We start from the raw sequence: 26,470 nt of genomic DNA, 5'->3' as shown, positions 1-26,470 counted from the left end.
CATGGCAAAGTATTTGTTGTAGTTTACTCAAGTACTTTGTCTTAAAATTTTGGGTCTAACACACTGAAGAAAAGAGAATTGTTACTCTGTATTTTCGGGATAAATAAAATTTTTTTTTGCCTTATCCATTAAGACTTTAAACTGTTGTAAATGTTTTTCAGTAGTTGAGGATGAGTGTAAAACAAACTCCGAAACACACAATGCAAATAAAAGCCTGCGTATATCCCAAATTGTTTCCTGAAAGATATCCACTCGTTTTTTGGTCTCTTGGTTTATTTTAACTTCAAGTTTTAAATTTTCAGAGCTTATCGCAATCGGGGTACAATTTTTGATTACCTCGTTACGTAATTTTTCAACAAAAAGAAAAGTATTAATTTTTTGTTCCCGACATTTGACTATTTCTTGCATCATATCGTTAAAAAAATTGTATACCATCAATTGATGAAATAAATAAAGTTTTTGAGAGTAACGATAAGCTTGAAATAAAAAATAATCACCAACTAAAACAATAAAGATACCAATTAATGTGCAAATACCACGATTTAGTACCATTTCAAATGGTCCTTGAGGAGAATTTGCTTCAGTGGTTTGTGCTAAGAGTAAAAAGACTACTAAAGTGATAAAAAAAACACTAATGTCGTAGCGTCTGGTATTTAATGAAGAAACCGCAAGTCCTATGATACTGATAATAAATACGACAGGAATTAATCGATAATTCAACTGCATTAGATAAATTAGGGGAATTAAAATCGTTAAGGCTGCAAAAGTACCTCCAATGCGATGAATTGCCCGTCTGATAATAAAGCCAGGTTCAATTCCTGCGCTGATGACGATGACTGTCAGTAAAACCCACCATTTATGAGGGATTGTTGTAAATAAATAAATCCACATGGCAACCATAAACATGATTGCCAATTGCGTAAACCGTGCATAATCAAGCTTTTTTTTCAGTTTTGCCGCAGAGAGCATAATTTATTCCAATGGATAAACGCTTGCTGTAAACAACGTACAATATAATGCTGTAATTTTGTTTGAGGTTCTATAGGAAGTGATGGGGTTCCGCAGGGCGTATAGGTCCCCATGTTTTTTCTCAGCCTAAATAGATTATTCTTTACACCGTTCCAAAACACCTCATTTTTTGTCTCATAATATAAATTGTCTAATGCATGTTGAATATTTCTGAGGTTTATTGAAACACGATAACTTTGCATTAAATATTTCTTGGGAAGCATTCGTCGGTAATTTCGTACCATTCCCAAATGGAGGATTTCTTCACCTATAGGACTTTTTTGATCCTGATTGAACGCCGATTCAATATCTTTCTCAAGGTATTGAATGAATTTTTGCAAACCTTTGTTCCATACGATCAAATACATATTAGGGAAACATCTCAAACTAATCAGTGCAAATGTCATTGATAATAACGTTGATGAAATAAAACCGTATGCAACCTCAAGATTAGCAGGGGGTTCAGTACTTAAAACAACTGCTCCTGTCGCGATAAGTAGCATAGTTAAATTTTTTAAAGCATAAAAATATTTTAAAACGTAAAAATAGGTTACTGCTAACACAAATACTGAAAAAAAGAAAAAAACACCACGAAAGGGGTAAACAAGATAATAGGAAACACTAATGAAAATGACGGCAACAGTGATAAAAATTAGTAAACCTTCTTTTTCTTTAAATGTGGAGAGAACGGGTGCCTCATAAAGAGCGGCCAAAAAAAAGGGTGAGATAAAAGCAAGGAAACTGACGGGTTGAAATAACCAATAAACATAAACCTCTACAGTCGCAACAAAGAGACACTTATAAAGGGTAATCCGTTGTAATGCATAGGGATCGACTTCATCAAGCCATTGCTTAAACTTTGATATAGACATAAGCACTTGTTCCTAGGCGTAGCGGGTAATAAGGATCCGGATCCGTGATGCGAATAATCACAGGGAGTCTTTGCGGTAATAAGATCCATTGATTTTCATTGATGACGTTTTGTAACTGAGTACGATTATCTACCAATTGTCGATTTGCCGCCCAATAATCTGACTCAATCACCCCATGAAACATTTTTCTTCCCAGATACATTCGGGGAAATATCCATACCTCCGCGCCTTTATGGACATGGCCTAGATCCGTTTCATTAAAATTTGCTTGAATGAAAATATTATCCATATCAACTAAGGAAAATAGAGGCTGATTGATGTTCACGGGGGTTCCAACACTAAAAAATAAATTTTGAATAATTCCATTTGTTTGTGCATAAACTTCGGTTTGTTCCAAATTCACCTGAGCGTTTTTTAATCGTGCCTCCAAGGATTTAATTTCATTTTCTTGTGCTTTTATTTGATGCTGATCAATTTCCAATTGTTTTAATGCGGCGTCCCATTTATCTTTAGCGGCCTTCGTTTCTTGTTGTGAATTTTGTAAGGTGATGAGTGAAACAGATTTCAATAAATAACCTTTGTTATATTTTTGGTCGTCTTGTTTGAATTTAATGTAATTCTTTTGCTCATTCTCACTAAGTTTTAGATCGCGCTCGTAGGTAGTTTTTAAGGCTTCTAATTTAGCCCCTGCACTGGCTATATCGGCTTGAAGTTGTTCCACTGCATAGATATAGGGTTTTTGAAATACAGTAAAAAGTTTTTGACCTTTTCTGACTACATCGCCATTATGCACATAAAGATTCGTAATATAGCCATTAGTAAGTGCTGCAACTGGGCGTACATTATTGACGACAAATGCATTATCAGTAAAAGGAAATAAAAAAGAAAAAATATAAATAATGGTGGTTAGAATACCAATAAAAATGATGACATTCGCTATGGTGCTCCAACGTTTCAGTCGGACAAATCCATTTCTCATGCGCTCGCGATATCTGACTAAATTGATCATAAATCCAAATTACCATTAATTATATAGCCTGATGCTGCCGGGAATCGTGGCTCGATACCCAATACCAACGGAATTTTCCCAGGCTACAAAGAGTTTCAATAACTATTTATTGCAAGCATATCCCCCCGCTAAGTCTTGATATAAAATCACCAACGACATTGCGAGTTCCAACTTGACTTGATTTGTTGAGAGAGCCAAGTTATTTAAATAGATTTTGCTTTGTAATAATTCCTTATAAGAAATTAATCCGGTTTTTAGTAATCCTTTTTGTAAATTGTATTTACGACGGTAATCTTCTTCAGCATGTAAATAAGCCATAAATTTTTCATTCATACGTTTATTGGCAGAAAAATCAGTATCTACTTCTTTTAAAATACGTCGGACTGTTTTATTAAATTCAGCAATTTTTGTATTGTAGGCCCCTTTACGAGCTGCAATTTTTCCTAGAGAACTGGGTCTAAGTGTCCAATTGACGTAGGCATCGGTTGTTTCAGCAAAATTACTGCTGGGCAAATCTACTTCGCCTAAAAAAGCATCCAACTGCAAGCCGGGAAAGAAATCACTATAGGCAACATTAATGGCTGCTCGCGAGGCGTTTAAAGCATATTGCGCCATTTTCAAATCTGGACGATTATTTAATACCGTAGCCGGTAGGCTGCCCGGTTTGAAATGGGAAAAGTCTAATTTGGCAAAATTATTTTTATTTTTTATCCTACCAGGATTTTCATTGAGTAAATAACGAATTGCATTCTCGCTGGATACAATATTATGCAAAATAGGTTTTATTTGTGCCGCAATCAAGCGCTCATCAGATTGCAATTGAGCCAGAATAATCTCATTCTCCAAACCAATTTTGATGTCTCCGGTGCCCAATTTAATTAAGGATTTTAAGTCCCTGTCTAATTGTTTTAATAATCTTAATTGTTCTACTTGAGCGATTAAAGTGAAATAAGCAGACGCAACCTGGCCAATTAATGCCAAACGCATCCCTTCAATTGCTGCGAGACGATATTGAACATTAAATGTGGCTTCTTTTTGTTGGGTATAAAGTTTCATAATGTTCAGAAAATAATAGGGCCAGACCCCATAAAATGCACCAGGGGCTCCAAGCGCAGGGTTGGTGGAGTAGCCTGCAAATATTTGTACGATAGGAATCCAACTGAGTTTGATTTGTCGCAATTCGCCTTGTGCTTGTTGTAAATTTCCTATGGCAATATGAATGTCCATGTTATTGTTCAAACCAGCCTCAATCAATTGATTTAATTCTACATCATGAAATTGTTGCCACCAAGCAATGTAAGGCAAATCATCAACAGGTTTATAATCCTTGGTGCTGGAAGGAAATTTTTTAGGTGGTACTGCGGTTTGCTGTTCAATATTTTTATTGCAGCTTAACAACCCTACGCCTAATAACAAAAGACACAGTATTTTCTTTAACATGAATTGATCATCGTATGGAGTGGGGGTGTTTTTATCATTATTTATTTGCGGTTTTTATCGTGAAATATTAATACCTTATATTCCTTGAAATGATTAGTGTTAGTCAACCCATTCTAGAATTGTCTTTTATTGACAGGCAAAAAACTTTTCCTTATATTCTGTTTATCCACGCAAGTTGATGATTACATCTATTCTCGATTCCTCCCGATTTGTAATGTTTTATTCAACTTGTAGGGCGAGGGATACTTTAATTTATTTTTGTTAAGGTATCTCATATGCTAAATGACACTTCAATTTTAAGACATCGACCTATTTCAATAAATCTGGATAATTTCCCCGGTGGCGTAGCGGCGTGGGGTGCTTTACCTGCTGTTTTCGATTGCCATAGTAAGAAATTTGATCGTGGGGTCCATATTCATGCAAGAATGACTCATTCGGGTAAAAAAATAATTGATCAATCGTACCCTGAAGTTGAGCTAGTCTGGCAACAAAAAAATGTGATAATTACCGAAGCGAGTGCCTTGAGTTACACCATGAGCTCGATTTTTGATGTGGAAATCGTAAGTTTGAATTGTAGTCATTGTGGCTCGGAATTGCTTGATCAGGACTTAGCTTCGGTTCGTCCTTCTTTTGAACACTATTGTAGTTTTTGTGGAAATTCAACCTTGTCTAGTACGCGTTGTGTTGTAAATCCGCTTATTCGATTCAAAGAGATGCTTGATGATCAAGTAAAAAGACCCTCAACAATGCCCAAACGAAAAATAAATTTAGATAATACCCAATATCCAGGTGGATTTCAGATTTGGGGATCTAATCCCTCGATTATTTGGACTGCAAAACGCTTGGAAGAAAGCGCTATCCATGTTCATGCTTACAATGCCGAAAATAAGCGAGTTATTGATAATACATATAGCGAGGTTTGGGTAAATGGGATGCTTTTGGATATTGAAATGGTCCGTACATTGCAAATACAAAAAGCAATTCCTGAACTTCGACTTTGTTTAACCAGCATCCATTGTCCTAGTTGTTTCCATGCTCATTTTGATAAGGAGCTACTCGCAGTAGTTCCACATCAACAACATCAATGTGAACACTGTGATGCGGTTTTTACTACATCCGAGCGTGCTATTAGTAATCCTTCGACAGCCATTTTAAACGAATTAAATAGTTCACTGGAGGATATTAGAAAATGCATCAATTAATAAAAACGATCTTTAAAGCGGGAGCATTAATTTTTGATGCCCAGCATCGGGTATTGGCAGTGCATAAACGAGGAAAACCACCCAATGAATATATTGTGCCAGGAGGTAAGATTGAGCCTGGAGAAACGGATGAGGAGGCATTGAGAAGGGAATTATCAGAAGAGTTAAATGTCAGTATTCGATCGATTAGGCCTTATGAAGAATTCCAAGCAAAGGCCATTTATGAAGATGCATTGTTAGTGATGCGGACTTATTTTGTCAGTATTGAAAGAACGCCTATTCCAGGAAATGAGATAGATTATTTGGTATGGTTAGATGCTCATTTCAAGACGAGCGGATACCAATTTGCTTCAATTTTGGGGCAACAGATTTTACCGCGGTTGTTTGCTGAGGGTCATCTTGGTCTGCATTAAGGTACTGATTCATCCCAAGTTGAATCCTTTAAATGATCATCCATTGCTTTACCGGGAGCACATTCTTTTGAGAAATAACCATCATTGCGTGCAAGGTAAAAATTTTTATAATAATCAAGAGCATTTTGTTTCGCAATATTAGCGGGTACTCCCAGCAGTTTGGCAGTACGATAATTTCGTTGTACTGCTTCACATTCGGTTTTTGCTTCATTATATTCTCCACGTACGTGCATGCTTTCATGAGTTAAAATATTCAAACTGATCAATTCATCTAGGGTTGCACGTTGAGGATGCTTTACATAACTCATTAATAAGGAGCATTTGGGATATTGGATGACAATGTATCCGGTTTTAGGATCAGCATGGCCGTACACTCTTGGTTCTTCATCAAAAAGTGTATCAAATAAGGTATTACAATGAACTTTTGCAGGACGCCCTTCAGTGAGTTGGTTCGCCACATGAGTTAAAAAACGCTCGAAACGCCAGTGGTGAAATGGAGGCCATGCAAACAACAAAGCCAGGCTCAGTGATACGATGAGATAACCTGGAGATATAGGTAAGCGACCCGTGAGCTCCCGGAAAACCAGCCAGAAAAAAAATAAAGAAATTAGGGCCCAGAGCATGATGATCCTTATTGTTTACGCTTTGCTAAGACCTCTTTTTTTAATACATTTTTCATGGCCTCATAACCATTTTTTTTATGTTGCTCTATAGTTTCCCTTGAAAAATCAGAATCCCATGCACAGGGATCATCTCCGCCTACTTCTCGTATAATCCTGGTAATGGATTGTATCCCTGGATCACCCATTGTCTGAATATAAGTGGGGAAGTGTCGAATTTCTTCTGCTAGACTAGGTTCACAATAGCTTAAAATTTGCTCAATTAATTTTTTGTAATTATTGATAAGATCAGTAGTATGTATGTCCTTTCTTATTTTTTCTGAGAATAAAATCTCATCTTTTCTTGAAAGAACCTCAATCATATTTTTTGGAAGCGAGCGATTTCGTGAATAGAGTTCTACAATATAGATTTTTTTGTTGGATTGACCACAGACCTCAAGTGTTGAATCAATAGGGGTATTAGTTATGATCCCACCATCCCAGTAATGTTTATTATTAATGGTTGTCCATGGAAATCCTGGAGGTAAGCTTCCACTGGCTAGAATATGATCCGGGGTAATGTCATCTGTATAACTATCAAAAGTTTCAAATTCAGATGTTTCAACGTTAACGGCCATTACCAATAATCGAACCGGGCTGTCTTTTAGTTTATCAAAATCAATGTACTTGCGTAAGAGATCCTTAACGTATGAGGTCTCGTAAAAACTTGTCCAGTGAATGGGTAATTGATCCACACTGAAAATCGGCATAGACCATCTTGGGAGGAAAAAGTTGGGTGCCCCCCAAATTATTGTATGCCAGGAAGCGAGAATACGTCGTATTTGTTCATCAGAAACATTGAACATATCCTGAGCGAGATCATTCCAAAAACCTTCTAAGGCTTCAGTAGCATGTTTGGGATTTCCGGCGATAATTGCAGAATTAAAGGCACCAATAGAAATCCCAGAAACAATATCTGGGTAAATTCCATGTTCTTCCATTGCTTTAACCACTCCGCACTCAAAAGCACCAAGAGCGCCACCACCTTGTAGGGTAAGAACTGTTTGAATTGCAATTTCTTCCAGGGGGTAGTTAATATCAAATAACTTTTTCTTATGAGACTCTATATTAACTCGATTGATGATCAGGGATTCGGCCGCTTTAATTTCTTCGATTGGACGTCCTGAAAAAAAAGCCCCTTGTAATAATCCATCTTTTAGATAAAACAAGGCACAGTTTCTTTCTTTAATTGAACCTCTTACTATGCGCTCCGTAGCATCAGCTGTATCACCAATTATCTCAATGTAGTTATCAAATGCGTGCAGATAAAAATAAGAAGCACTGTTATAGCTTTTTCTCATTCCCATCATATTTAATGCTGCAATTTTTCCTTGCTTGATTGCATTATCAACCCCTCCGTTTCGGTGATATCTTCTAAATACAGGATCAAAAAAATTAGCAACATCTCCGGCAGCGTAAATTCCTTCTTTATTGGTTTGCAGGTATTGATTCACAACAATGCCATCATCGATCTGAATTCCACTGTCTTGAAGAAACTCAATAGAAGGAAAATATTTGTCGGTAATAAGTACAAAGTCACATGCTAAATTTTTTCCGGTATTGGTCTCTATTGACTGAACTTTGTTCTTACCATTAAATTGTTTTATCGTTTCATGAAGAAGTACTTCCACACCATTGCTAGTTATAAAAGTAGCTACTTCCGCAGAGGAACTTACATTAAATAAATGAAACTCTTCTGCGATAATCGTGACTTTTACATTGTTTTTAACCAACAAAGATGCGATCTCGATGCCAATAAAGCTTCCTCCGACAATCACTACATTTTTTGCTTGTTTTATTTCATGAATGAGTGGCTGTGCATCCATGATCGTCTTCAAATAATAGATTTTATCGAGCTTGCTTCCTGGTAGGTCAACTATTTTAGGGGCACAGCCTGTGGCAATAAGTAAATGCTTAAAACTAAAAGTTCCAGCATGGTCTGTTCTCACTGTTTTGGTTTTCGGATCAACAGACAAAGCTTTGGTATGGAGTAAGACATCAATATCATTTTTTATATAGTGGCTTTCATTGAATATAATAAATTGTTCTTTTTTTCGTTTTCCAGTCAGAAACCCTCTGGCAAGCTGAGGACGCAGATAGGGAAGGAAAGGTTCCTCCGAGATAATAGTAATGCTGCCGGTAGCGCCTTCTTTTCTTAATGTGTCGGCTGCAAATGCAGAAGAAAGGCCGCCGCCAAGAAGTAGATAGTCGACTGTTTTTGTCATTTTATTTCCTTTTACCAATGACAAGTATGCAGTTTAAAACAGCGAACACCTGCTACCTGCTCTTTTTTATAAATACACAATGAAGCTTTGAATTAAGTATTACCTTAAATTATATAACTTGGGAATATGAGGAGAGCTAATTATGAGAAAATTCTAATTTTCAATTGGTTAAGTAGAAAACTATAACACTTTTAAAAAGTAAGTTGGTGAATATGTCTCTTTTAATTCTTCCAAAATGCATAGAGGAACAATTTAATCGAGATGATCGAGTGGAAGTGTGGTTGTTTCACAAATAGTTCTTAATATAAAGCTTGATTGTACACTCGTCACCCCATTGATACGTGTCAATTTATCTAATAAGAACGATTGGTATGCGTTGAGATCCGGTACGATTACTTTTAAAACGTAATCTGCAGATTGGCCGGTTATTAAATAACACTGTACTACTTCCGGTAGAAAACGAACTGCTTCCTCAAATTGACTCATGACTGCGGGTTGGTGGCTATTTAATCCAACTAACACAATCACAGATAACTTTAAACCCAATTTTTCGGGCTCAAGAAGAGCAACCTTTTTCTTAATATAACCATTATCTTCTAACAATTTGACGCGACGAAGGCAAGGAGAGGGGGATAACGCTACCATATCGGCAAGCTCTTGATTGTTAATTTGACAATTCGACTGCAGGATATCTAATATTTTTTTATCAGTACGATCCATAAATTTTTTAAAAATAACATGAATATTTTAAATATTAGCATTTTTATCCAATAAATGTTAATAATTTAAAATTAAAATCTAAATAATCGAAATAATTCCCTATATTTGCAATAAAATTTCAAAACAAATGCATTAAAATGATTTTCTAATGCATAGGTTGTAATCAAAGTGCTTCTATTAGCTGCTTGTTTTTTTGAGGATTTATATGTCTACATCACGAGTTGTTGCCTGGTTTGTCTGGCTTATTGCGTCAATATTTTATGCATATCAATATGTTCTTAGGGTTATGCCCAATATTATGATGGATGATATTACTTCGCAATTCCATATTGATGCGACAGTATTTGGGCAATTTTCTGGGGTTTATTATCTTGGCTACTCTTTAATGCATTTGCCAATCGGTATTATGCTGGATCGTTTTGGGCCGAGAAAAGTAATGACTTTATGCATTTTGCTTCCAGTTATTGGCTTGTTGCCGCTTATCTTTGCGGATCATTGGATGTATCCACTTATAGGAAGAGCGCTTATTGGTATTGGGTCCTCCGCGGCAATTTTGGGAACATTTAAAATAATACGTATGACATTTAAAGAGCAGCACTTTTCTCGAATGCTTAGTTTTTCAGTAATGATCGGGCTTATAGGTGCTGTTTATGGTGGCGGTCCTGTTAGTTATATGTGTCATGCTGTGGGTTATAAAATGGTCGTTGAAGTATTTATTGCTCTTGGCCTCGTCCTTGCTTGTGTAACTTATTTTATTGTCCCTGATGAGAAACCAACTTTTCATACATCCGTTCTTGCTAACATCAAAACAGTTTTTACCAACAAAAAAGTAATTCTTATGTGCTGTTTTGCAGGGTTTATGTTAGGCCCTCTTGAAGGTTTTTCTGATGTCTGGGGCTCTGGTTTTTTAAAACAGGTATATGGTTTAGATGCCTCAACAGCAAACTATTTACCTTCAATGATTTTTATAGGAATGTGTTTTGGCTCCCCAGTATTAAGTTTGATTGCCGAAAAATCAGGATATTACCTAGGTACAATCATCGCAGCAGGAATAACGATGTGTCTAATTTTTACTGCGCTTGTTACAGGTATGTTAAATGTATCCAGTATCACGATGTCTTTTATATTGGTCGGAATGTGTTGTGCTTATCAGATTCTGGCTATTTATAAGGTGTCTACTTATGTTCCAGAGCATCTTGCTGGCCTCACTACGGCAATCGCGAATATGATAATCATGATTTTTGGTTATGCGTTCCACACGATTATAGGTTTTGTAGTCAATGAAAATGGGGGTATTCGTGAAGCAGGAGCCTTTGTTTATGGAATAGGGGTTATCCCTGTGACTCTGGCAATGGGTGTTATCGGTTTTCTATTCCTTGCGTATCGAGAAAAATATTCCCTCCCAAAGCTCTATCCTGTAGAGTCTCCGAGTTAAGCGTAAATAGAGCTTTGCTGATTAATGTGTGGGACCCTAATCCTCATCCCGTGGCAAGTCTGCGGGATTCCCTTGCTTCTCTTCGAGTTCATATAAGATCTAGGAAACATGTTGTTTGATATGGTCTCTCAAGTAGTTGGAAAATTTATCGATATCAGCTAGTATTTTAACAGTTAATAATCTAATGTTAACCGTTCCATTTATAAGGGCCGTTAGCTCAGCTGGTAGAGCAGGAGACTCTTAATCTCTTGGTCATAGGTTCGATCCCTATACGGCCTACCAAAATCAATGTAAGAAAATGAAGATGGTTTATTTCTAAACTACTTTAGCTTCTAAGCCACCGTCCCCAATTTTTTTAACATATGCAACATACACTTTATCTGGAAATATAATGGGTTGGTATCCACTAAGCGAGTCAGGGCTATCTTTGAAGCGGGCCAAAAAGAGTTTGCAAGTAGGATATGCTTGAATAGCAACCAATTCATATCCATTTGCTTATTAGCATAAGTCTATGGTAAAAAAGTTATTTTTATAGAAACTTGGTTCAATAAAGACTTTATTCAAATAAAATAATTACCACCTATCATATCATCACTGAGATAAGTGAGTATCTCTGAAAGACGTTATCACCAAAAGAAAAATGGAACATAATAATCAAGGATACAGTGATATGCCAAGAAGAGAATTAAAATTAATCATTGTTTCATTTGTTCTATTTTTATTTCCTAGTTTTTTATTAGCACAACATGAACATCATACGAATGCACCACCCAGCATCACTTTATCAACCCCAAATATTCCCTCTAAGATAAAAAAAGGCATAAGAAAAAAAGTAATTCATGGGGCTATGCTTCCCGCTGTCAATAAAGAGCGTACTATCAATTTAGTGATAGAGTATAAAATGGTGAACTATGCAGGGAAGATGAGACGCGCAATTTCTGTAAATAATCAAATTCCAGCACCGACACTTCATTTTAAGGAAGGAGAACACGTTAGGATCAACGTTTACAACAAATTAGATCAGGGATCATCAATTCACTGGCATGGGCTTCTTGTACCTTGGCAAATGGATGGAGTGGAAAATATTAGTCAAAAAGCGATCCCGCCCGGCGGAGTGTTCCATTACCGCTTCACACTTCATCAAGCAGGGACCTACTGGTATCATGCCCATGCAGATGTGCAAGAACAAGAAGGACTTTATGGGGCGTTTCTCATTGATCCAAAAACACCGGTTCCTTATTCTTATACTAGGGATTATGTGGTTGTTTTATCGGATTGGAGCAATTATCCCGCCAACCAAATTTTTGCTAATTTAAAGAAGGATGGGGATTATTTTTCACCAAACCTTCCCCTGCAGCCTTCCTTAGCTAAGTTTATTCACGATTATCGTAGAGCTAATGTTAAGGAGCGCAAAGCCCTTATGAATGACTATAAAATGATGCAGCAAATGCGTATGAGCATTTATGACATCAGCGATGTAGCCTACGACGCGTTTTTATTGAATGGTCACCCTAAAACCAATCCCTGGAAGGCGCCGGTTAAGGTGGGCGATGTTGTTCGTCTTCGATTTATTGGTGCTGGTGCCAGTACCATTTTTCGGGTGAAAATTCATGATACAACAATGAAAATGATGCATGTGCAAGGCAATGATGTTAAGCCTTTTACGCTGAAAAGTTTTGATATTGCTCCTGGAGAAACATATGATGTTCTGGTCGCGATTAAAAAAAATACGCCTCATATTATTTATGCTGAATCTATTGATACTGTAGGAGCAGCGGTTGGCGCTTTAGTCACATCATTTAACCAAGCCATAGATTATAAAGCAATACCTCCTTTTCCCGAACCTGAGCCCACTACACGCCAAATGATGGCTAATATGATGATGTCAGGGATGAATCATGATTCGATGTCATCGCATGCCAGGATGAAGCATGGGCAAACAGAATCTAAGATGCACGGAATGGAAAAAAATAGGATGCCGATGGGCCATTCAATGAATATGTCATCTATGGATATGTCATCTATGGGGCATCCGCAGAGGAACTTCTCTGACATTGATAAGACCTCAATGGGTATGGAAGGGGATATGGCCATGGATAAACCCATGAGTATGCCTTTAGAGTCAACCATTATTGGAGATGCCATAACTCCTATAGATAAAAAAACATCTTCTAAGACACTAGGAACCAAATATCAAGATTTAAAAGCTGCTGTAAAAACCAATAACCCAAACCGAAGCGTGGATGGGGTTATTCGGATGGAATTATTTGGTTATATGGACCGTTTTATATGGTTTATTAATGGATTGCCTGAATACAGAGCCAAACCCATTTTAATTGAACCTGGGAAGCGTTATCGAATTATTTTTACCAATAATTCTATGATGCGCCATCCCATGCACATTCATGGTCACTGGTTTATACTGCGTAATGGCCATGGGGCTTATGACCCTTTATTACATACCATTAATGTTCCACCCGGCGCTACTGCGGTAGCAGACTTCGACACCGATGCGAGTGGTCAGTGGTTTTTTCATTGCCATCATCTCTATCATATGATGGCCGGAATGGCACGAGCTTTTCAATATGAAACGATTTTAGAAGTAGCAAAAGGACTTAAAAAGCCCGAATACGAAATTGCAAAGACTGGTTATTATAATAGACCGATTGTCAGAGTCGATGAACTCGTTCCAATAAACAAGTCTTTAATTTCTCATCCTGCAGGTCATCATGCACGATTTTATTTTGCTAGTTCACTTGATATTGGCGAAGATCCTTTCAATAATGTCCAACGGTTGACCTATCTTGGCTTATATGGGCCCGATTATAATAAGTTAGAGTTATTTGCCAATGATGCGGAACTTAGTGAAGGAGAGGTGGAAAATGCAGATATAGACATTTTTTACTGGCATCAAATCAGTCAATTTTGGGCAATAAAAGGCGGGGCAAATTATTTTAATCGACCGGCTGTTTCACCTTATTGGCAACCAGGTATTGGTGTAGAAGGGATTATGCCTTATTTTATTGCGACCAATCTACGTAACTATTACTACAAGGGAAGTGCTAAATTCGATTTGGAATTATCTAGAGACACACAAATAACGAATAATTTCTTTTTGCGTTTAGGTGTCCGTAGTATTCTAGCCACTAAAACGGTAGATGGAGTAGTTGGAAACGGATTAAATCAAATGCGCTATGTGATCAGACCTTATTATCGCTTAACCCCAGGTTTAAATCTTACCGTTGAATTTGAGCGTGAGCAAGCCTATGGTTCTTATAAAACGATTCTTAACAGTTTAGGGCAGGAGGCCAGTGAAAATACGCTTACTTTTGGTTTATCCATGTTATTTTAATAGAGTTAGAACATATATGGCAATTGCATGTTTGGCATTAGGTGGTTAATTTTTACCCTAAAAACAATAGCTTGAATGATTTCTCAACTTCGCTAAATTATCAATATCCTAGGCTATCCTAAGGACAGAAAGTGGTCTCCTGTGTCGTTCATTTCTTCATTATTTAGCTTTTGATTATCCAACTCTTTGTTTCTCTTTTGCATCAATAGTTCATGATATGCTTTTTTTCGCCTTTGGACGATTAAATCAATGCGCTTTTGTTTGGCCTCTGCAAAAAAATTTAGCATAGTTTGGGTTTTTATATTTATTTTTTCGTCTGGATCATTCCAAGGCTCTTTATATAAAGTCTCCCGTACTGTTGAACTGGTATACCATTGACCATGAAAAAAAGAATACTTTTTATTATTCAGGGAAGGACAAAAAAGGGTGCCAGTATAATAATCAATATCCGCGTCAAATAAGACTATATTTTTGTGAAATTCTTTTGCTATAGCTTTCTGATTACCTTGATTGTTGCAAAAATAAAGCTTTATATCCCTAACTTTAGAATGTACATAGACAAAATCAGAATTAAAACGATCTGCTATTTTATCAATACTCAAGTAGGCCGTTTGGCTGCTAATCGGATAAGTGCTGGCCAAATGAAAATACTCTAGTAAATGATTAACCCCGTGTGCAAGTATATAAATGGTGAGCTGCTCCTGCTTTATGGATTTATAATTGATTGGATTGCCATGTTGTAAGATGAGTATTTTTTGATCTTTAAGTGTTGTTTTCCAATGGATTGCGTTGGAAACGAGATCATTATGTTCATGGAATGGGATATATAGAATTATCATTTTTTTACATTTTATATGAGCAATAGCAACTTTTTATTCAGAGCTTCTAAGAAAAGGTGATTGTACCAGTTTGAGAATAAATTGTTCACATCGATTTAATTGTTCCAGTTCTACGAATTCATTAGCACGATGTGCTTGTTCAATACTACCGGGGCCACAAACAATCGTGGGTATTTTTGCTTGTTGAAATAATCCTGCTTCAGTAGCATAAGCGACTTTTAATAGTTCTTCGGTCTGACAAATGGCCTGGGCAACACGCACAATAGGTTCCGATAAGGGTGTATCCAGTCCTGGTGCTTTAGCGAGTGTTTCTAGACTCAGATGTGCGCTCACTTGATCTTTATGTAGAGCAGGAATTAGTTGGGCATTTAGGTAATTCATGATTTGTTGATATAGTTGTTCTGGGTTATCTGCCACTAAGTTTCTAATTTCAAAAACAAATTCACACAGGCTGGGAATTGTATTATAAGCATTTCCACCCTGAATGAGGTTGGTGGAAATTGTAGTGTAGGGTACATCGTAAGAGGTATCATGATGTCCTTGAGTTTTGAGCTGATCCGCCATATGGCGAAGATAAGTAATGAATGATGCAGCATGTTCTATCGCATTACATCCCTGAGGGGTGAGTGAAGAGTGGGCCGCCACTCCGTGAATTTGGCAGCGATAGCATTGTATGCCTTTATGCCCGATCACCGGTTGCATTGAGGTGGGTTCACCTACGATACATGCTTTGGGTTTATAATTTAAATGAGTCATTTTCTCAATAAGGCTTGGTGCGCCAAGACAACCAATTTCTTCATCGTAAGAAAAAGCCAAATGTATGGGAAAATCTAGATTAAGTGCTCTCAACTGTGGAATGAGAGTCATAACTACAGCAATGAAGCCTTTCATATCACACGCTCCTCTACCATATATTTTCTCGTTTTTGAGCGTTGCTTGAAATGGGTTGCTATCCCATGATTGACCATCCACGGGTACTACGTCGGTATGGCCAGACAAAATAAGACCCCCATCGAGGTGACCATGCCGATCAGGGAGGGTTGCAAGTAAATTTGCTTTAAGACCTTTATTGTCATGAATTAAAATGGGATTAATATGATAATCATTTAATGCATTAGCTAATGTTTCTATTAGTGATAAATTGGAATTGCGTGAGGTCGTATCAAAAGCGATAAGTTTTGTTAGCCAATCCAGAGTATTCATAATATTCCCGTATCGAAGTAAGCAATTGTCATTCAAGCATATTTAAGCATTATAATCCTTCTCAAGGGGTAAAACATCTAAAAATCCGCGCTCAAATTTTTCTTAGATTTTAGGGATAATTCGCTATGGATATAGATGCGAAATAGATATTCATCGTGAAATTCTGCATGAATTGTCTACAATCAGGAGAGTAGGGCTTTAACCTGCAAGGTAACCATCCATTTTTGACTGGCATAAGGATATGAGCAATGAAAAGAATGATCGCAGTTCAGGTGAATCAATCTGGAGAATGGGAAACTGTTGAAAAAAACTTAGTAAAGCCGGAAGCAAATCAAGTTCGTATTAAAGTTGAAGCATGTGGCGTATGCCATTCAGATCTATTTGTGAAAGAAAATTTATGGCCGGATCTTCAATTACCTAGAATTCCAGGGCATGAAATAGCTGGGATAATCGACGAAATTGGGCCGAATTGCACCAAATGGAAACCAGGCCAAAGGGTTGGCGTCGGTTGGGCTGGAGCACGTTGTGGACAATGTCTCCCTTGTCGACATGGTGATTTTATTCTCTGTGAACATCATCAGATTACCGGATTACATTATGATGGTGGCTATGCACAATATATGATAGCTCCTTTAGAAGCCCTGGCATCGATTCCCGATGAGCTTTCCTTTGCTGAAGCGGCACCATTAATGTGTGCAGGGATAACAACATTTAATGCACTGCGACATAGCGTTGCTCGTGCGGGTGATTTAGTGGCAATACAAGGAGTAGGGGGCCTTGGGCACCTAGCAATTCAATTTGCTAATAAAATGGGATTTAAAACAGTTGCCCTTTCTTCAGGTGCTGACAAAGAAACACTTGCTAAAAAGTTAGGTGCTCATATTTATTTAAATTCTAATGAGCAAGATGTCGTTCTCGAGTTACAAAAATTAGGCGGTGCTCGAGTTATTCTGGCTACTGCTCCTAGTGGAAAATCAATTACTCCTTTAATTAATGCTTTAGGAAATAAAGGAGAGCTTCTGATTGTGGGAGCCTCTAATGATCCAATTGAAGTTATTTCAACTCAGCTTATTGGTAATAATCGATCGATTAAAGGCTGGCCATCTGGTAGTGCAATAGATATAGAAGAAACATTACAGTTTTGTGCATTGACCGGAATTCGTCCCATCATTCAAACATATTCACTTGCACAAGCGGACAAAGCTTTTAACGATATGATGTCCAATAAAGCTCGATTCCGCTCCGTCATCGTAATGCAATGATATTAAGTGAATTTATTGTTCTATACTTAATCAGGATCATTTAAGTTCATTTCAAGGAGTGAAATTATTATGAAAAAATTATTCTTATTTATTTTTTCGTTTACGATGATCAACGTGGTTTCCTATGCTAGTAAAATTGTAATTACCGGTACTCCTATTTTTTTGGAAAAACAAGGTGATGTTTACTATGTACCTAATGATTATAAATCGACTAAATCATATTATTATGTCAATTTAAATGGAGCACGGCAGGTATGCTATATGGACAAGCAACCTGAATTATCTGCCTTGAATCATACGACACTTGAAGTGAATTACATCGGCTCAACGTTGAGTTGGATTTGTTACCCATTGGATACTAATTATTTTGAAACTCGATAAAAATCTTATAGCGCTACGAAATGTTACGCACTGTTTAAGTTCTAAATTTCTTACCTATGTTCCACGATTTGTCTGCGGGAGCATTATATTGGAGGATTATAGATCCCTGGACAATCTGCGCGATAGGGAAGAAGATGCGTCAAGTAGGAAGAAGGTGAGCGGGCTTCAGCCAGGCTAGAATCAAAGAGCCTCGACCCACTTATTTTCCTTGTTTTGAAGTGACTAAATTGAGTCCATTAACTACTTCCTGAAGCATTTTTAAATGAATCGGTTTGGTTAATACTTTCTTCATTTCTGCACACGCGGGATTATTTCCTGTTTCACCGGAAGTAGTTAATCCAATAATTGGCAAAGGAGTTTTTTTATCACGTTGTTCCCTATCCCGAACACACTGAACTAGATTTCTACCTGAAATACCAGATATCCCTATATCCGTTATTATTAAGTCAAAGTTGTTCGTTTCTAACAACTCTAAAGCATGTTCGCCATCGATTGCCGAATAAAATGGATATCCTGCTTGTTCAACAACATTTTCAATCATGTGTAGGGAGATGATATTATCTTCTACGAGAAGAATAAGCGGGGCATCCGATACGGATTGATTCTGCGGTGATTTTGTTTCGTTATAGCTGAGGTTATTGATCTCGTTATATCCAATTTTCATTGTGAGGTTAAAATAAAAAGAAGAGCCTTTTCCTACTTCGCTTTCTAAATGGATCTCTCCGCCGAGTAGGCTTAAGTATTTTTGGGCAACATGAAGCCCCACACCATAACCACCGTGCTGACTTTTATAAGAAGGCATAGCTCGAAAGAAGCGGTCAAAGATTTTATCCTTTAATTCATGGGGGATACCAATTCCGGTATCGATTACACTGAATCGCAACTGGGCATAACTATTTTCATGAGAAAGAGTCTCAACTTTAATGGTAACAATCCCTGCATCAGTGAACCTAATTGCATTTCCTACTAAATTTAATAAAACTCGATGTAATTTTGTTCCATCAGTAATAAAACTATTTGGTGCTGTATCATCAATTTCGATATTCAGCTGAATTTTTTTCATTTCCAGACTGGGTTGCACAAGATATGCGATATCGTTAATGCTTTTGCGTAGTTCAAATAATTCTTCGTGGACGTCACTTTCCCTGAGATTATCTGCCGCAACAACTTCCATTACACCATTTAATAAGTCTAATAATTGTTCTCCACTTTCGTGGATCCAACGCGCATATTGTTTTCTTTCAGGATCCTCTGCTTTCTCTTCTAAAAGCCGTGACATCCCAACAATACCGCTTAATGGGGTATGGATATCATGACTCATGTTTTCAATAAATTCAGTTTTAGCCTGATTTGCAACCTCAGCGTTTTCCTTGGCACGACGCAGGGCAACTTCCATTTTTTTGCGTTCGGTGATGTCCAGAGAAATACCCAAAACCCCAACAGTCTCATTCTTTTGGTTCCGTAAAGGGACTTTTTGGGAATAATAAATACCCATTCCATTTGCCATAACTGCGTATTCTTCTGCAGTGTGAGGTATACCCGTTTCCATAACTAAGGTATTGACTTTATTCAATTCTTCTGCTTGATCTCTCCATGGCATATCATAATTGGTTTTTCCAACAATTTCTTTCCTGGATTTTAAACGAGCGCTTTTAGCCTGGAGATCATTACAACCTAAAAAAACATTATTTTTATCAAGCCAATAAACATGTCCAGGCATTAATGCAATTATATTTTCATAATAATCGTGAACCGCTTGTAATTCATTTTTGAATTTCAGTTTTTCATCTTCGAGAGAACGAGTTAACTTCTGAATTTCTTCGTCTTTTTGATTAATAATTTTGTACAATTCTTTTATTTTTTCTGAATCCATTATCCACCATATAATATGACTTAATAATCAAAATAGCTGCATTATTAAGTAAAAATATTGCTGAGCGACAGTATATTAAATGGACTCACTCTTAAAGAGTATAGTAATCTCCAAATAATCTGGCTCTTAAAAGTAATTAGTGAGGATATTATAAACTATTTATAAAAAAATTGGTTATTTTTTTTTCAAAATGCATTATACTATGTCTATAATTTTCTGATTGATCAGTAAAAAACTTTGATTATAAAAATAAAAAAAATTAATTTAAGTACGTAACATCATGATTTAAATAATTTTAAAGTAATAGAGTGAAGTACTAGCGTACAGAAGTGTGAGAAATAACGCTAAGGAAATATTAGATGCCAAAAATTAGAGGTCCAAAACACGGCAAAATTATTACCGCAAGTTTTGATTCAAAAGATAACAGTAAAAGTCGTTTTCCTTCATTGAAGACTACAAAAGATTTAATCCTTTTAAGCATTAAAGGAAACGAGTATTGTACGGGTGAATATTTAAAAGCCATTGTGCAACAAGCTGTTGCTGTGCACCAAACGGGTGTTAATTATACAGGTGCTCAAGGTAAAGCAACATTTTTGATAGCTGATGAAATTTATTGGCATAATATGGAGGGATCCCCATCCGGCGAGGATGAACATACTCTTAAAAAGAAAGCCATAGAGTTGGGTGAGCAATATTTAAAAAGTAATCTTAGTGCTTTTTTAGAACCTTTAGGGCTGACTCCAGAAAGTTTTAATAATAATTATCCTTGTTCTACAATGGATGAAAAAATCGAAATTATCAATAAGCTAGCAGCGCAGCAAGGCAAAAATTTTGAAATAATGCGTTGGCGTACTTGGGTTGCTCAAGATAATTTTGAGAAAACTTTAGAAGAAATAATGCCTCTTTATAGCTCTGTAGAAGGGCTCAAAATAGCCATTGACAAAACAAGTGCCGATTTTGTGAGTCGTCATTCCCAAGAAGGGGATGACCCCAAAACCTCCCTTCTCCGTTCTCAACATTACCTTACTGAAGAAAGTCCTTCTATTATGTTGTTAGGGGCTAGCTTAGGTTATAATTTTGTTATCTATCCAGGTAGTATCTTACCTCCGTTTGAAGCAACACGAGAATACTTTGTGGTTGAAAATCATGTGGCTCGCATTGAAAAAGGTGAGAATATTAAAAAGGAATGTACTCATAATAAATTTTGCTTTCATGTTGAGGATCCTTCTCGTTATGTCAACTGGTTAGAAGTTAACTTTAAAAGAAGCGAGGAAAAAATATCTGAAATAAAAGTAAGACCTAACAAGAACATTACTTTTTTCGCTCCTAAAACAACACCTACAGCAATAACCTTTAACGGGCTAAAGGATACGGAAACAAAAGACGAACAGGGTATGGAACTTGTACCTCAAAAAGATGTGTCCGACATAATACAGGGAATTTATCTGGCTTTTCAGAAAGAATACCTTGCTAAGAAAAAATCAAATTCAAACCAATCTTCACCTGAGTTGACTCAAATATTTGAGGGTATAACCCAAGGGGTTTTAGCAGCTGATATGCCTATGGTAGATAAGATTGGTTTGTTAACATCTATTGTAGATACCTACGTTAATCGTAATACTTCAGAACATCCCGTTCCGAAACATCTCCCTATAATGTAACTAAAGCCCCCTATAATAGGGGCCTTTAAGGTAATAAGTATCAATTATTTCAACATATCGGGAGTGAATGGCTGACCATTTACAATCATCTTTTGATTTTCTAGTTTAAAGGTCAATACATAATCGTTTCCCTCAATCTTTAAAACACCTTTGTTAACAAGATCTTGGAGTATTTTTTCTGCCTTATTTGCTGCTTCATTGTCAGGGTTAGACAAGATTTGTGTTGGGTTTGTTGAGCCAGATGACGTTACTTGGGTCTCTGGATTGGCTTGGGAATTGTTGGAATTGTTGGTGAGATCACTTTTAATCGATGCGGTCATCAGTGCTTTTACTGTAGTTCTAGGTGCCTTAAAACAACCCTCACCCTGCATCTTTTGCATTACTTGAGCTAGGTCATTACCATCACTTTTAGGTACGGATAATCTAAAATTACCTATAATTTTCCCATCTGGTAAACTCAAGGACATCTCAGAAAGTTCTAATACGGCCCCTTTGGCAACGAGTTTAGGTAATTCTGTTGCGAATGCTAGTGAAACCAGATTAGGGTCGCTATTCTTTTGAATTATATTAAATTCTTGTTGATTGATTTTCGCTACAATGTCTGGATCCAGATTCCTAAAATTCAAGTGTAAAATGCCTGGTCCATAATTCCGATTATTAGTAAATAATTTTTGCAACGACAGTCTAAGGTCGACGTTCAGTACATCATTACTTGTGTAAGAGCTTGCTGAGAAATCAAATCCATTAAGCTCAAAGTTTTTTGCACCAGCTAGATTCACTGCAATAGCAGGAATGTTAAAACGGGTTTGGCCAAGCCATAACCATTCTTGGTGTCTTTTAAATTTATAATCATAAGTGATTTCGCTAATCTTAAAAACAACATTACTTTGATTGTTCGCAGGATTACTGGCTTTCCCGTTCAATCCTAACAGTCTTAAGTTTCCATCGATATGATCAAGATTAGAAGAAACGCACATCAAGGAGGTTAAACCTTGCCAGTCGAACTGAAAATCTCCCTCATTTTGTCCAATCTTACCTTGTAGGGAAAAAGAAGGAAGCGTATATCTGAACACTGTTTTATTCAGGTAATTTATAAAAGCTTCATAATGAGTTTCAGGTTGCGTTGTAATGAGACCTAATCCAAAACGTATGCCATTAGGTGTTGTTAAAAAAGGTCCATGTTTGATGAGGATAGGTATATCCATATTTAAATCAACCGGCGGCTCTGTTTTAGTAACCCCATCTTTATCAGTTGTACTTTGAGCTGGGATATACATCTTAAGTGTTAATACCGCTTGAGAGGAAAACCAGCCACGATGGTATTTATTAAGGTAGACACTAAATGCGGAGGTTTTAGGCATTGAGTTTATATTTTTACTTAGAGTGCTTTTTATTGCGAAACCAATGAAATAGTAAGCTATGAGGATAAGCACCACTAAAGATAGGATAAATACAGGCCATTTTTTCATAAGTACCCAAATTAAAAATCCCTTTGTTAATAGTATTTAGACTAAAAATTTTATTTTGTAAATTAAATAGATATTGGTTAGAACTAAGTTTCAGTAAAAGTTTTTTAAGGAATAACACTTCCAGTAAAGACCAGAATGCTCTGGCCTTTATGATTGTTTAGTGATTAAAATTTAAAAAACTGCCGAGCGCCTCTGGAGTTGATTTAGGAATTGGTGCAAAAAATGAATGATACATAGTTTTACGCATATAATTCTGATAACCCATGGATTCGGAGATGTTTTCTTGAAAATCTTTCAAATTCCTAAGTTTTAATTGATAACCCTCTTCCACCATATTCCTAAAATGGACATCATCCATGCTGGAATATAATCCCCCTAATTCTGCCCAGACTTTTTTAGTAACTTCTTCTTTTATTGTTTTCCAAATAGGTAATAAATTGTTTTCAAGGAGTAAAAATAATTTCATTAGCTCCCTGTATTCATGTGCTGTCTGGGGGTTAGTTAAGGGCTCTAAATGGTTCATTGCTACATGTTCAATAATTTTATCCCTCCGTGTAGAGATGGCAAAGCTTAATGCTTTTTCAAGTGGAACAAAGTCATCAAGACTCGATTCATAAACAAGAACCTCACCTGTTTCAAACTCATAGAACCAGCCATGAAGAGTGAGTTCTTTATTTTTTAATTTTTCGGCAATTAATGGATAGGATTTTAAATGTTCCATCTGAGTCAGAATGTTTAGCTTAGTAGCCTGAAGTACTTTTAAATTGAAATCTTCCGAATGAAAATCATTAGAATCATTCATTTGTTTTAAGACAGAATGTGAATGAGAAAGCCAGGAGGCGACTTCCGGTAAACGCTCATTGAGACCGGGGGTTAATAAACCCTTCATTGCCCCGCAGTGTGAATGACCACAAATAATAATATCCGTTATGCTATGAAGCTCACTTAAAGCAAACATGAGGCCGGCAGCTTCACTCGATGGAACATGAGGAGGGGGAATAATATTGCCTACATTACGAATGACAAATAAATCACCGGGTTTTGCTTGCGTTAAAAGATTGGGTAATAAACGTGAATCAGAACAAGTGATGAATAAAATCTCAGGGCTTTGACCTACGCTCAATTGTTTGAAAATGCCTTCCATTTGTTTAAAAGATCCATCTTGGAACTGACGGACCCCCAGCATCAATTTAATTAACATAGGTGCTCCTTTTTTAAGTAGAAAACAGGTTGTGCGAAAAAAGAATTATCCTATTAAGTTAAGGTATTATTTCATAATCGTCAATTTATATAACAAAACTGTAAAGTGCTCTTTAGGGTATTCTGGATATTCCATAAATAAATACTATTATTTTAATAGTTCCATAAATCTTCAGAAGGATTTTTTGATGGACTTCCCGGGTGTTACAAGCGCTCAAATAGAAAATAAGCTTATAACCGAGGCATATAAAAAATTTTATGTTCTAGTAATTGCGGATTTTTTTGCAACCATTATTTTTGCCTTAATTATTTGGCCCCAAGTAAATAACAAATTTTTAGTAGCCTGTTGGGTACTGTTAATGTTTGTTTTCAATCAATTATTAAGAGGCGTGTTCTTATTTCGGTACTATCAGCAGAAAAAGAAAGAGAGTTTATTTAGTCCTTCTTTTTGGAAAAATTATTTTATAATTAATAACTTACAATCTGGAATCTTATGGGCTTTAGGTGGATTTTTATTTCTTTATATAGAGAATCCTCTTTCGCGAATGGCTATTTTTGTCTATCTGATTGGACTGATTGGAGCCCCCGCAGCTAAATTGCTAACCATCCACAGTGCTTTTCTTGCGTTCATGGTTCCAATATGGTTGCTCCTGATTTTTTTATCAGTATCCATTACACCTTCAATATCGTTAATCTTATTTCTGGCGACGGTGCTCTACGCAGTTGTTGTGCTTTATGGAACCACAATGGTAAATCAATTTTTAATGAAGTCAATTTATCTGGAGGTATATAGTTCGAATCTTTTATCCGATCTAAGACGCAGTGAAGAGAGTTTTCGCAATACGATTGAGAATGCACCTATTGGGATGGCTCTTGTAAAACCTGAAGGAAAATTCATCCATACGAATCGGACGTTGCAAGAAATTTTGGGGTACAGCAGTGAGGAATTAAATAGTAAGAATATACTGGATATTACTTATGCTGATGATATAGCTATGACACAAGATGCTTTGGATAAGCTTCTAAAAGGCGAGTTACGCATTTCACACATGGAAAAACGTTATATTCGAAAAGATGGCAGTATTATCTGGGCGATGGTTAGTGCCACGTTAATTCGGAATGAGAACGGAGAACCTGATAATTTTATTATGCAAATGAAAGACGTCAGTGATCGCATTCAAAATGAAGAAAAAATGCGGGAGCTGAATGAGAAAACGATGGAAACTTTAAATGAATTGAAGTTATTGGAACATGATGAAAGTTTATTAAATAAATTAAATCGTTCCTTGCAAATTTGTATTACAACAGAAGAGGCCTATCCACGAATTAATCTAATCGCCCAAGAGTTATTTCCTGATTTAAGCGGCGGCTTATCCATTTACAACAAGGGAATGAATCAAATGGAAACTGTTGTACAGTGGGGAACAGAACAATTACTCCCCAAGACCTTTCTTACCATGGATTGTTTTTCAATTCGTGAAGCAACTATCAACGTGATTGATGATCCAAATAAATCAGTTCCTTGCTCCCATTATAAGACCCCTCCTCAAGGAGGAAATATGGCATTACCACTCATGGTGCAAAATGAATTAATTGGGGTTATCCATCTACTTGCTCCGAAAGGAAAAAAGTTAACACAACATCAACAAGACATGGCAAATTCATTTGGTAATATCGTCAAGCTTGCCATTGCGAATATTAATTTGCGCGTATCTTTAAGTGAACTATCATTACATGATCCATTAACTAATTTATATAATCGCCGGTACTTAAATGATATTTTATCTCGAGAATTAATTCGAATTGCTCGAGAACAAACTTCATTGTGTGTGGCGATGCTCGATATCGACAACTTCAAGAAATTTAATGATACATATAGTCACTTAGCTGGGGATGAAGTTCTTAAATTGATCGGAAAAATATTGAAGGAAAGCTTCCGCGAAAGTGATATTTCTTTCCGCTTTGGAGGCGAAGAATTTGTTGTTGTGTTGTTAAATACAACATTGAATAATGCGGTAAGTAAAATGGAAGAACTATGCGAACGAATAAGAACCGCACCCATATTTTTTAAAGGTCATCCTCTAAATAAAATTACCATCTCCATTGGCGTAGCAGAAGCACCAAAACACGGTGCTACTATTGACGAGATAATCAAGGCTGCTGACCATGCGCTTTACGCAGCGAAACAGTCCGGTAAAGATAAAGTAAGAGCCTATAATTCATAACGAATTCATATTTTGAAGCAAC

20 protein-coding genes and 1 tRNA gene are annotated in these 26,470 nt (G+C 36.6%); 9 read left to right on the top strand and 12 right to left on the bottom strand.

Going from position 1 to position 26,470, the window contains the following annotated elements; translation table 11 throughout:
• Positions 1 to 81: 81 nt before the first annotated feature.
• The 4 genes from ACWTE2_RS03860 to ACWTE2_RS03845 all read right to left on the bottom strand — a co-directional run bounded on the left by ACWTE2_RS03860 (position 82) and on the right by ACWTE2_RS03845 (position 4,329).
• Positions 82 to 969: an FUSC family protein gene (locus ACWTE2_RS03860; protein WP_454784221.1), complete on the bottom strand. Its 888-nt coding sequence runs from the start codon at positions 967 to 969 to the stop codon at positions 82 to 84.
• Positions 948 to 1,880, bottom strand: coding sequence for a hypothetical protein (locus ACWTE2_RS03855; RefSeq protein ID WP_454784220.1), 933 nt, complete (start codon positions 1,878 to 1,880; stop codon positions 948 to 950). The genes ACWTE2_RS03860 and ACWTE2_RS03855 overlap by 22 nt, the downstream gene beginning before the upstream one ends.
• Positions 1,861 to 2,889, bottom strand: coding sequence for an HlyD family secretion protein (locus ACWTE2_RS03850; protein ID WP_454784219.1), 1,029 nt, complete (start codon positions 2,887 to 2,889; stop codon positions 1,861 to 1,863). Before ACWTE2_RS03850 ends, ACWTE2_RS03855 begins: the two co-directional genes overlap by 20 nt.
• Before the next feature lie 102 nt (positions 2,890 to 2,991).
• The gene (locus ACWTE2_RS03845) at positions 2,992 to 4,329 is read right to left on the bottom strand and encodes a TolC family protein (protein ID WP_454784218.1); all 1,338 of its coding nucleotides are present in this window, start codon (positions 4,327 to 4,329) and stop codon (positions 2,992 to 2,994) included.
• 275 nt (positions 4,330 to 4,604) lie between these two features.
• Between ACWTE2_RS03845 and ACWTE2_RS03840 the strand changes: the two genes are divergently transcribed.
• Both ACWTE2_RS03840 and ACWTE2_RS03835 read left to right on the top strand, forming a co-directional pair.
• Positions 4,605 to 5,531 (top strand): hypothetical protein, encoded by a 927-nt coding sequence (locus ACWTE2_RS03840; protein WP_454784217.1) that lies wholly within the window; start codon positions 4,605 to 4,607, stop codon positions 5,529 to 5,531.
• A complete protein-coding gene (locus ACWTE2_RS03835) occupies positions 5,519 to 5,944 on the top strand; it encodes an NUDIX hydrolase (RefSeq protein WP_454784216.1) in 426 nt (141 codons plus the stop codon). Before ACWTE2_RS03840 ends, ACWTE2_RS03835 begins: the two co-directional genes overlap by 13 nt.
• On the opposite strand, the gene ACWTE2_RS03830 is transcribed toward ACWTE2_RS03835, so the two are convergent.
• The 3 genes from ACWTE2_RS03830 to ACWTE2_RS03820 all read right to left on the bottom strand — a co-directional run bounded on the left by ACWTE2_RS03830 (position 5,941) and on the right by ACWTE2_RS03820 (position 9,548).
• Complete coding sequence (locus ACWTE2_RS03830; protein ID WP_454784215.1) at positions 5,941 to 6,567, bottom strand: hypothetical protein; 627 nt, start codon at positions 6,565 to 6,567, stop codon at positions 5,941 to 5,943. The two genes, ACWTE2_RS03835 and ACWTE2_RS03830, sit on opposite strands and share 4 nt — an antisense overlap.
• A gap of 8 nt (positions 6,568 to 6,575) precedes the next feature.
• Entirely contained in the window at positions 6,576 to 8,828 is a 2,253-nt protein-coding gene (locus ACWTE2_RS03825) for an FAD-dependent oxidoreductase (RefSeq protein WP_454784214.1), read from the bottom strand.
• Positions 8,829 to 9,080: 252 nt separating this feature from the next.
• Positions 9,081 to 9,548 carry an Lrp/AsnC family transcriptional regulator gene (locus ACWTE2_RS03820; protein WP_182391172.1) on the bottom strand — a complete coding sequence of 156 codons (468 nt, stop codon included), beginning with the start codon at positions 9,546 to 9,548 and terminating at the stop codon, positions 9,081 to 9,083.
• Between the two features lie 205 nt (positions 9,549 to 9,753).
• On the opposite strand from ACWTE2_RS03820, the gene ACWTE2_RS03815 reads away from it, so the two are divergent.
• From ACWTE2_RS03815 to ACWTE2_RS03805, 3 genes are all read left to right on the top strand, one after another.
• Positions 9,754 to 10,983: an MFS transporter gene (locus tag ACWTE2_RS03815; protein ID WP_454784213.1), complete on the top strand. Its 1,230-nt coding sequence runs from the start codon at positions 9,754 to 9,756 to the stop codon at positions 10,981 to 10,983.
• A gap of 206 nt (positions 10,984 to 11,189) precedes the next feature.
• Positions 11,190 to 11,265, top strand: a tRNA-Lys gene (locus ACWTE2_RS03810).
• A 388-nt stretch (positions 11,266 to 11,653) separates the two neighbouring features.
• A complete protein-coding gene (locus ACWTE2_RS03805; protein WP_454784212.1) occupies positions 11,654 to 14,335 on the top strand; it encodes a multicopper oxidase domain-containing protein in 2,682 nt (893 codons plus the stop codon).
• Positions 14,336 to 14,448: 113 nt separating this feature from the next.
• Here ACWTE2_RS03805 and ACWTE2_RS03800 read toward each other — a convergent pair whose 3' ends face one another.
• Positions 14,449 to 15,174: a hypothetical protein gene (locus ACWTE2_RS03800; RefSeq protein WP_454784211.1), complete on the bottom strand. Its 726-nt coding sequence runs from the start codon at positions 15,172 to 15,174 to the stop codon at positions 14,449 to 14,451.
• Between the two features lie 33 nt (positions 15,175 to 15,207).
• Positions 15,208 to 16,377 carry an acetylornithine deacetylase gene (gene argE / locus ACWTE2_RS03795; RefSeq protein WP_454784210.1) on the bottom strand — a complete coding sequence of 390 codons (1,170 nt, stop codon included), beginning with the start codon at positions 16,375 to 16,377 and terminating at the stop codon, positions 15,208 to 15,210.
• 248 nt (positions 16,378 to 16,625) lie between these two features.
• Here argE and ACWTE2_RS03790 point away from each other — a divergent pair, with 248 nt between their 5' ends.
• Positions 16,626 to 17,639: an alcohol dehydrogenase gene (locus tag ACWTE2_RS03790; protein WP_454784209.1), complete on the top strand. Its 1,014-nt coding sequence runs from the start codon at positions 16,626 to 16,628 to the stop codon at positions 17,637 to 17,639.
• 69 nt (positions 17,640 to 17,708) lie between these two features.
• Positions 17,709 to 18,020, top strand: a complete 312-nt coding sequence (locus tag ACWTE2_RS03785) for a hypothetical protein (RefSeq protein ID WP_454784208.1) — start codon at positions 17,709 to 17,711, stop codon at positions 18,018 to 18,020.
• Between the two features lie 199 nt (positions 18,021 to 18,219).
• Here ACWTE2_RS03785 and ACWTE2_RS03780 read toward each other — a convergent pair whose 3' ends face one another.
• Positions 18,220 to 19,893: an ATP-binding protein gene (locus ACWTE2_RS03780; protein ID WP_454784207.1), complete on the bottom strand. Its 1,674-nt coding sequence runs from the start codon at positions 19,891 to 19,893 to the stop codon at positions 18,220 to 18,222.
• Positions 19,894 to 20,252: 359 nt separating this feature from the next.
• On the opposite strand from ACWTE2_RS03780, the gene ACWTE2_RS03775 reads away from it, so the two are divergent.
• On the top strand, positions 20,253 to 21,554 hold the full coding sequence (locus tag ACWTE2_RS03775; protein ID WP_454784206.1) for a hypothetical protein: 1,302 nt from the start codon (positions 20,253 to 20,255) through the stop codon (positions 21,552 to 21,554).
• Positions 21,555 to 21,598: 44 nt separating this feature from the next.
• Here the strand turns inward: ACWTE2_RS03775 and ACWTE2_RS03770 are convergent, their stop codons facing one another.
• Positions 21,599 to 23,023, bottom strand: coding sequence for a YdgA family protein (locus ACWTE2_RS03770; RefSeq protein WP_454784205.1), 1,425 nt, complete (start codon positions 23,021 to 23,023; stop codon positions 21,599 to 21,601).
• A gap of 157 nt (positions 23,024 to 23,180) precedes the next feature.
• Positions 23,181 to 24,224 (bottom strand): carbonic anhydrase, encoded by a 1,044-nt coding sequence (locus ACWTE2_RS03765; protein WP_454784204.1) that lies wholly within the window; start codon positions 24,222 to 24,224, stop codon positions 23,181 to 23,183.
• Between the two features lie 187 nt (positions 24,225 to 24,411).
• On the opposite strand from ACWTE2_RS03765, the gene ACWTE2_RS03760 reads away from it, so the two are divergent.
• Entirely contained in the window at positions 24,412 to 26,448 is a 2,037-nt protein-coding gene (locus ACWTE2_RS03760; RefSeq protein ID WP_454784203.1) for a GGDEF domain-containing protein, read from the top strand.
• The last annotated feature ends 22 nt before the right edge of the window (positions 26,449 to 26,470 follow it).

The organism is Legionella nigrisilvae (assembly GCF_977063395.2).
This window is presented reverse-complemented; position numbering and strand designations above follow the sequence as displayed.

What these genes read in the sequence shown, in the direction of transcription:
- ACWTE2_RS03860 (WP_454784221.1), bottom strand. Translation starts at nt 969, where the DNA reads ATGCTCTCTGCGGCAAAACTGAAAAAAAAGCTTGATTATGCACGGTTT.
- ACWTE2_RS03855 (WP_454784220.1), bottom strand. Translation starts at nt 1,880, where the DNA reads ATGTCTATATCAAAGTTTAAGCAATGGCTTGATGAAGTCGATCCCTAT.
- ACWTE2_RS03850 (WP_454784219.1), bottom strand. Translation starts at nt 2,889, where the DNA reads ATGATCAATTTAGTCAGATATCGCGAGCGCATGAGAAATGGATTTGTC.
- ACWTE2_RS03845 (WP_454784218.1), bottom strand. Translation starts at nt 4,329, where the DNA reads ATGTTAAAGAAAATACTGTGTCTTTTGTTATTAGGCGTAGGGTTGTTA.
- ACWTE2_RS03840 (WP_454784217.1), top strand. Translation starts at nt 4,605, where the DNA reads ATGCTAAATGACACTTCAATTTTAAGACATCGACCTATTTCAATAAAT.
- ACWTE2_RS03835 (WP_454784216.1), top strand. Translation starts at nt 5,519, where the DNA reads ATGCATCAATTAATAAAAACGATCTTTAAAGCGGGAGCATTAATTTTT.
- ACWTE2_RS03830 (WP_454784215.1), bottom strand. Translation starts at nt 6,567, where the DNA reads ATGCTCTGGGCCCTAATTTCTTTATTTTTTTTCTGGCTGGTTTTCCGG.
- ACWTE2_RS03825 (WP_454784214.1), bottom strand. Translation starts at nt 8,828, where the DNA reads ATGACAAAAACAGTCGACTATCTACTTCTTGGCGGCGGCCTTTCTTCT.
- ACWTE2_RS03820 (WP_182391172.1), bottom strand. Translation starts at nt 9,548, where the DNA reads ATGGATCGTACTGATAAAAAAATATTAGATATCCTGCAGTCGAATTGT.
- ACWTE2_RS03815 (WP_454784213.1), top strand. Translation starts at nt 9,754, where the DNA reads ATGTCTACATCACGAGTTGTTGCCTGGTTTGTCTGGCTTATTGCGTCA.
- ACWTE2_RS03805 (WP_454784212.1), top strand. Translation starts at nt 11,654, where the DNA reads ATGCCAAGAAGAGAATTAAAATTAATCATTGTTTCATTTGTTCTATTT.
- ACWTE2_RS03800 (WP_454784211.1), bottom strand. Translation starts at nt 15,174, where the DNA reads ATGATAATTCTATATATCCCATTCCATGAACATAATGATCTCGTTTCC.
- argE (WP_454784210.1), bottom strand. Translation starts at nt 16,377, where the DNA reads ATGAATACTCTGGATTGGCTAACAAAACTTATCGCTTTTGATACGACC.
- ACWTE2_RS03790 (WP_454784209.1), top strand. Translation starts at nt 16,626, where the DNA reads ATGAAAAGAATGATCGCAGTTCAGGTGAATCAATCTGGAGAATGGGAA.
- ACWTE2_RS03785 (WP_454784208.1), top strand. Translation starts at nt 17,709, where the DNA reads ATGAAAAAATTATTCTTATTTATTTTTTCGTTTACGATGATCAACGTG.
- ACWTE2_RS03780 (WP_454784207.1), bottom strand. Translation starts at nt 19,893, where the DNA reads ATGGATTCAGAAAAAATAAAAGAATTGTACAAAATTATTAATCAAAAA.
- ACWTE2_RS03775 (WP_454784206.1), top strand. Translation starts at nt 20,253, where the DNA reads ATGCCAAAAATTAGAGGTCCAAAACACGGCAAAATTATTACCGCAAGT.
- ACWTE2_RS03770 (WP_454784205.1), bottom strand. Translation starts at nt 23,023, where the DNA reads ATGAAAAAATGGCCTGTATTTATCCTATCTTTAGTGGTGCTTATCCTC.
- ACWTE2_RS03765 (WP_454784204.1), bottom strand. Translation starts at nt 24,224, where the DNA reads ATGTTAATTAAATTGATGCTGGGGGTCCGTCAGTTCCAAGATGGATCT.
- ACWTE2_RS03760 (WP_454784203.1), top strand. Translation starts at nt 24,412, where the DNA reads ATGGACTTCCCGGGTGTTACAAGCGCTCAAATAGAAAATAAGCTTATA.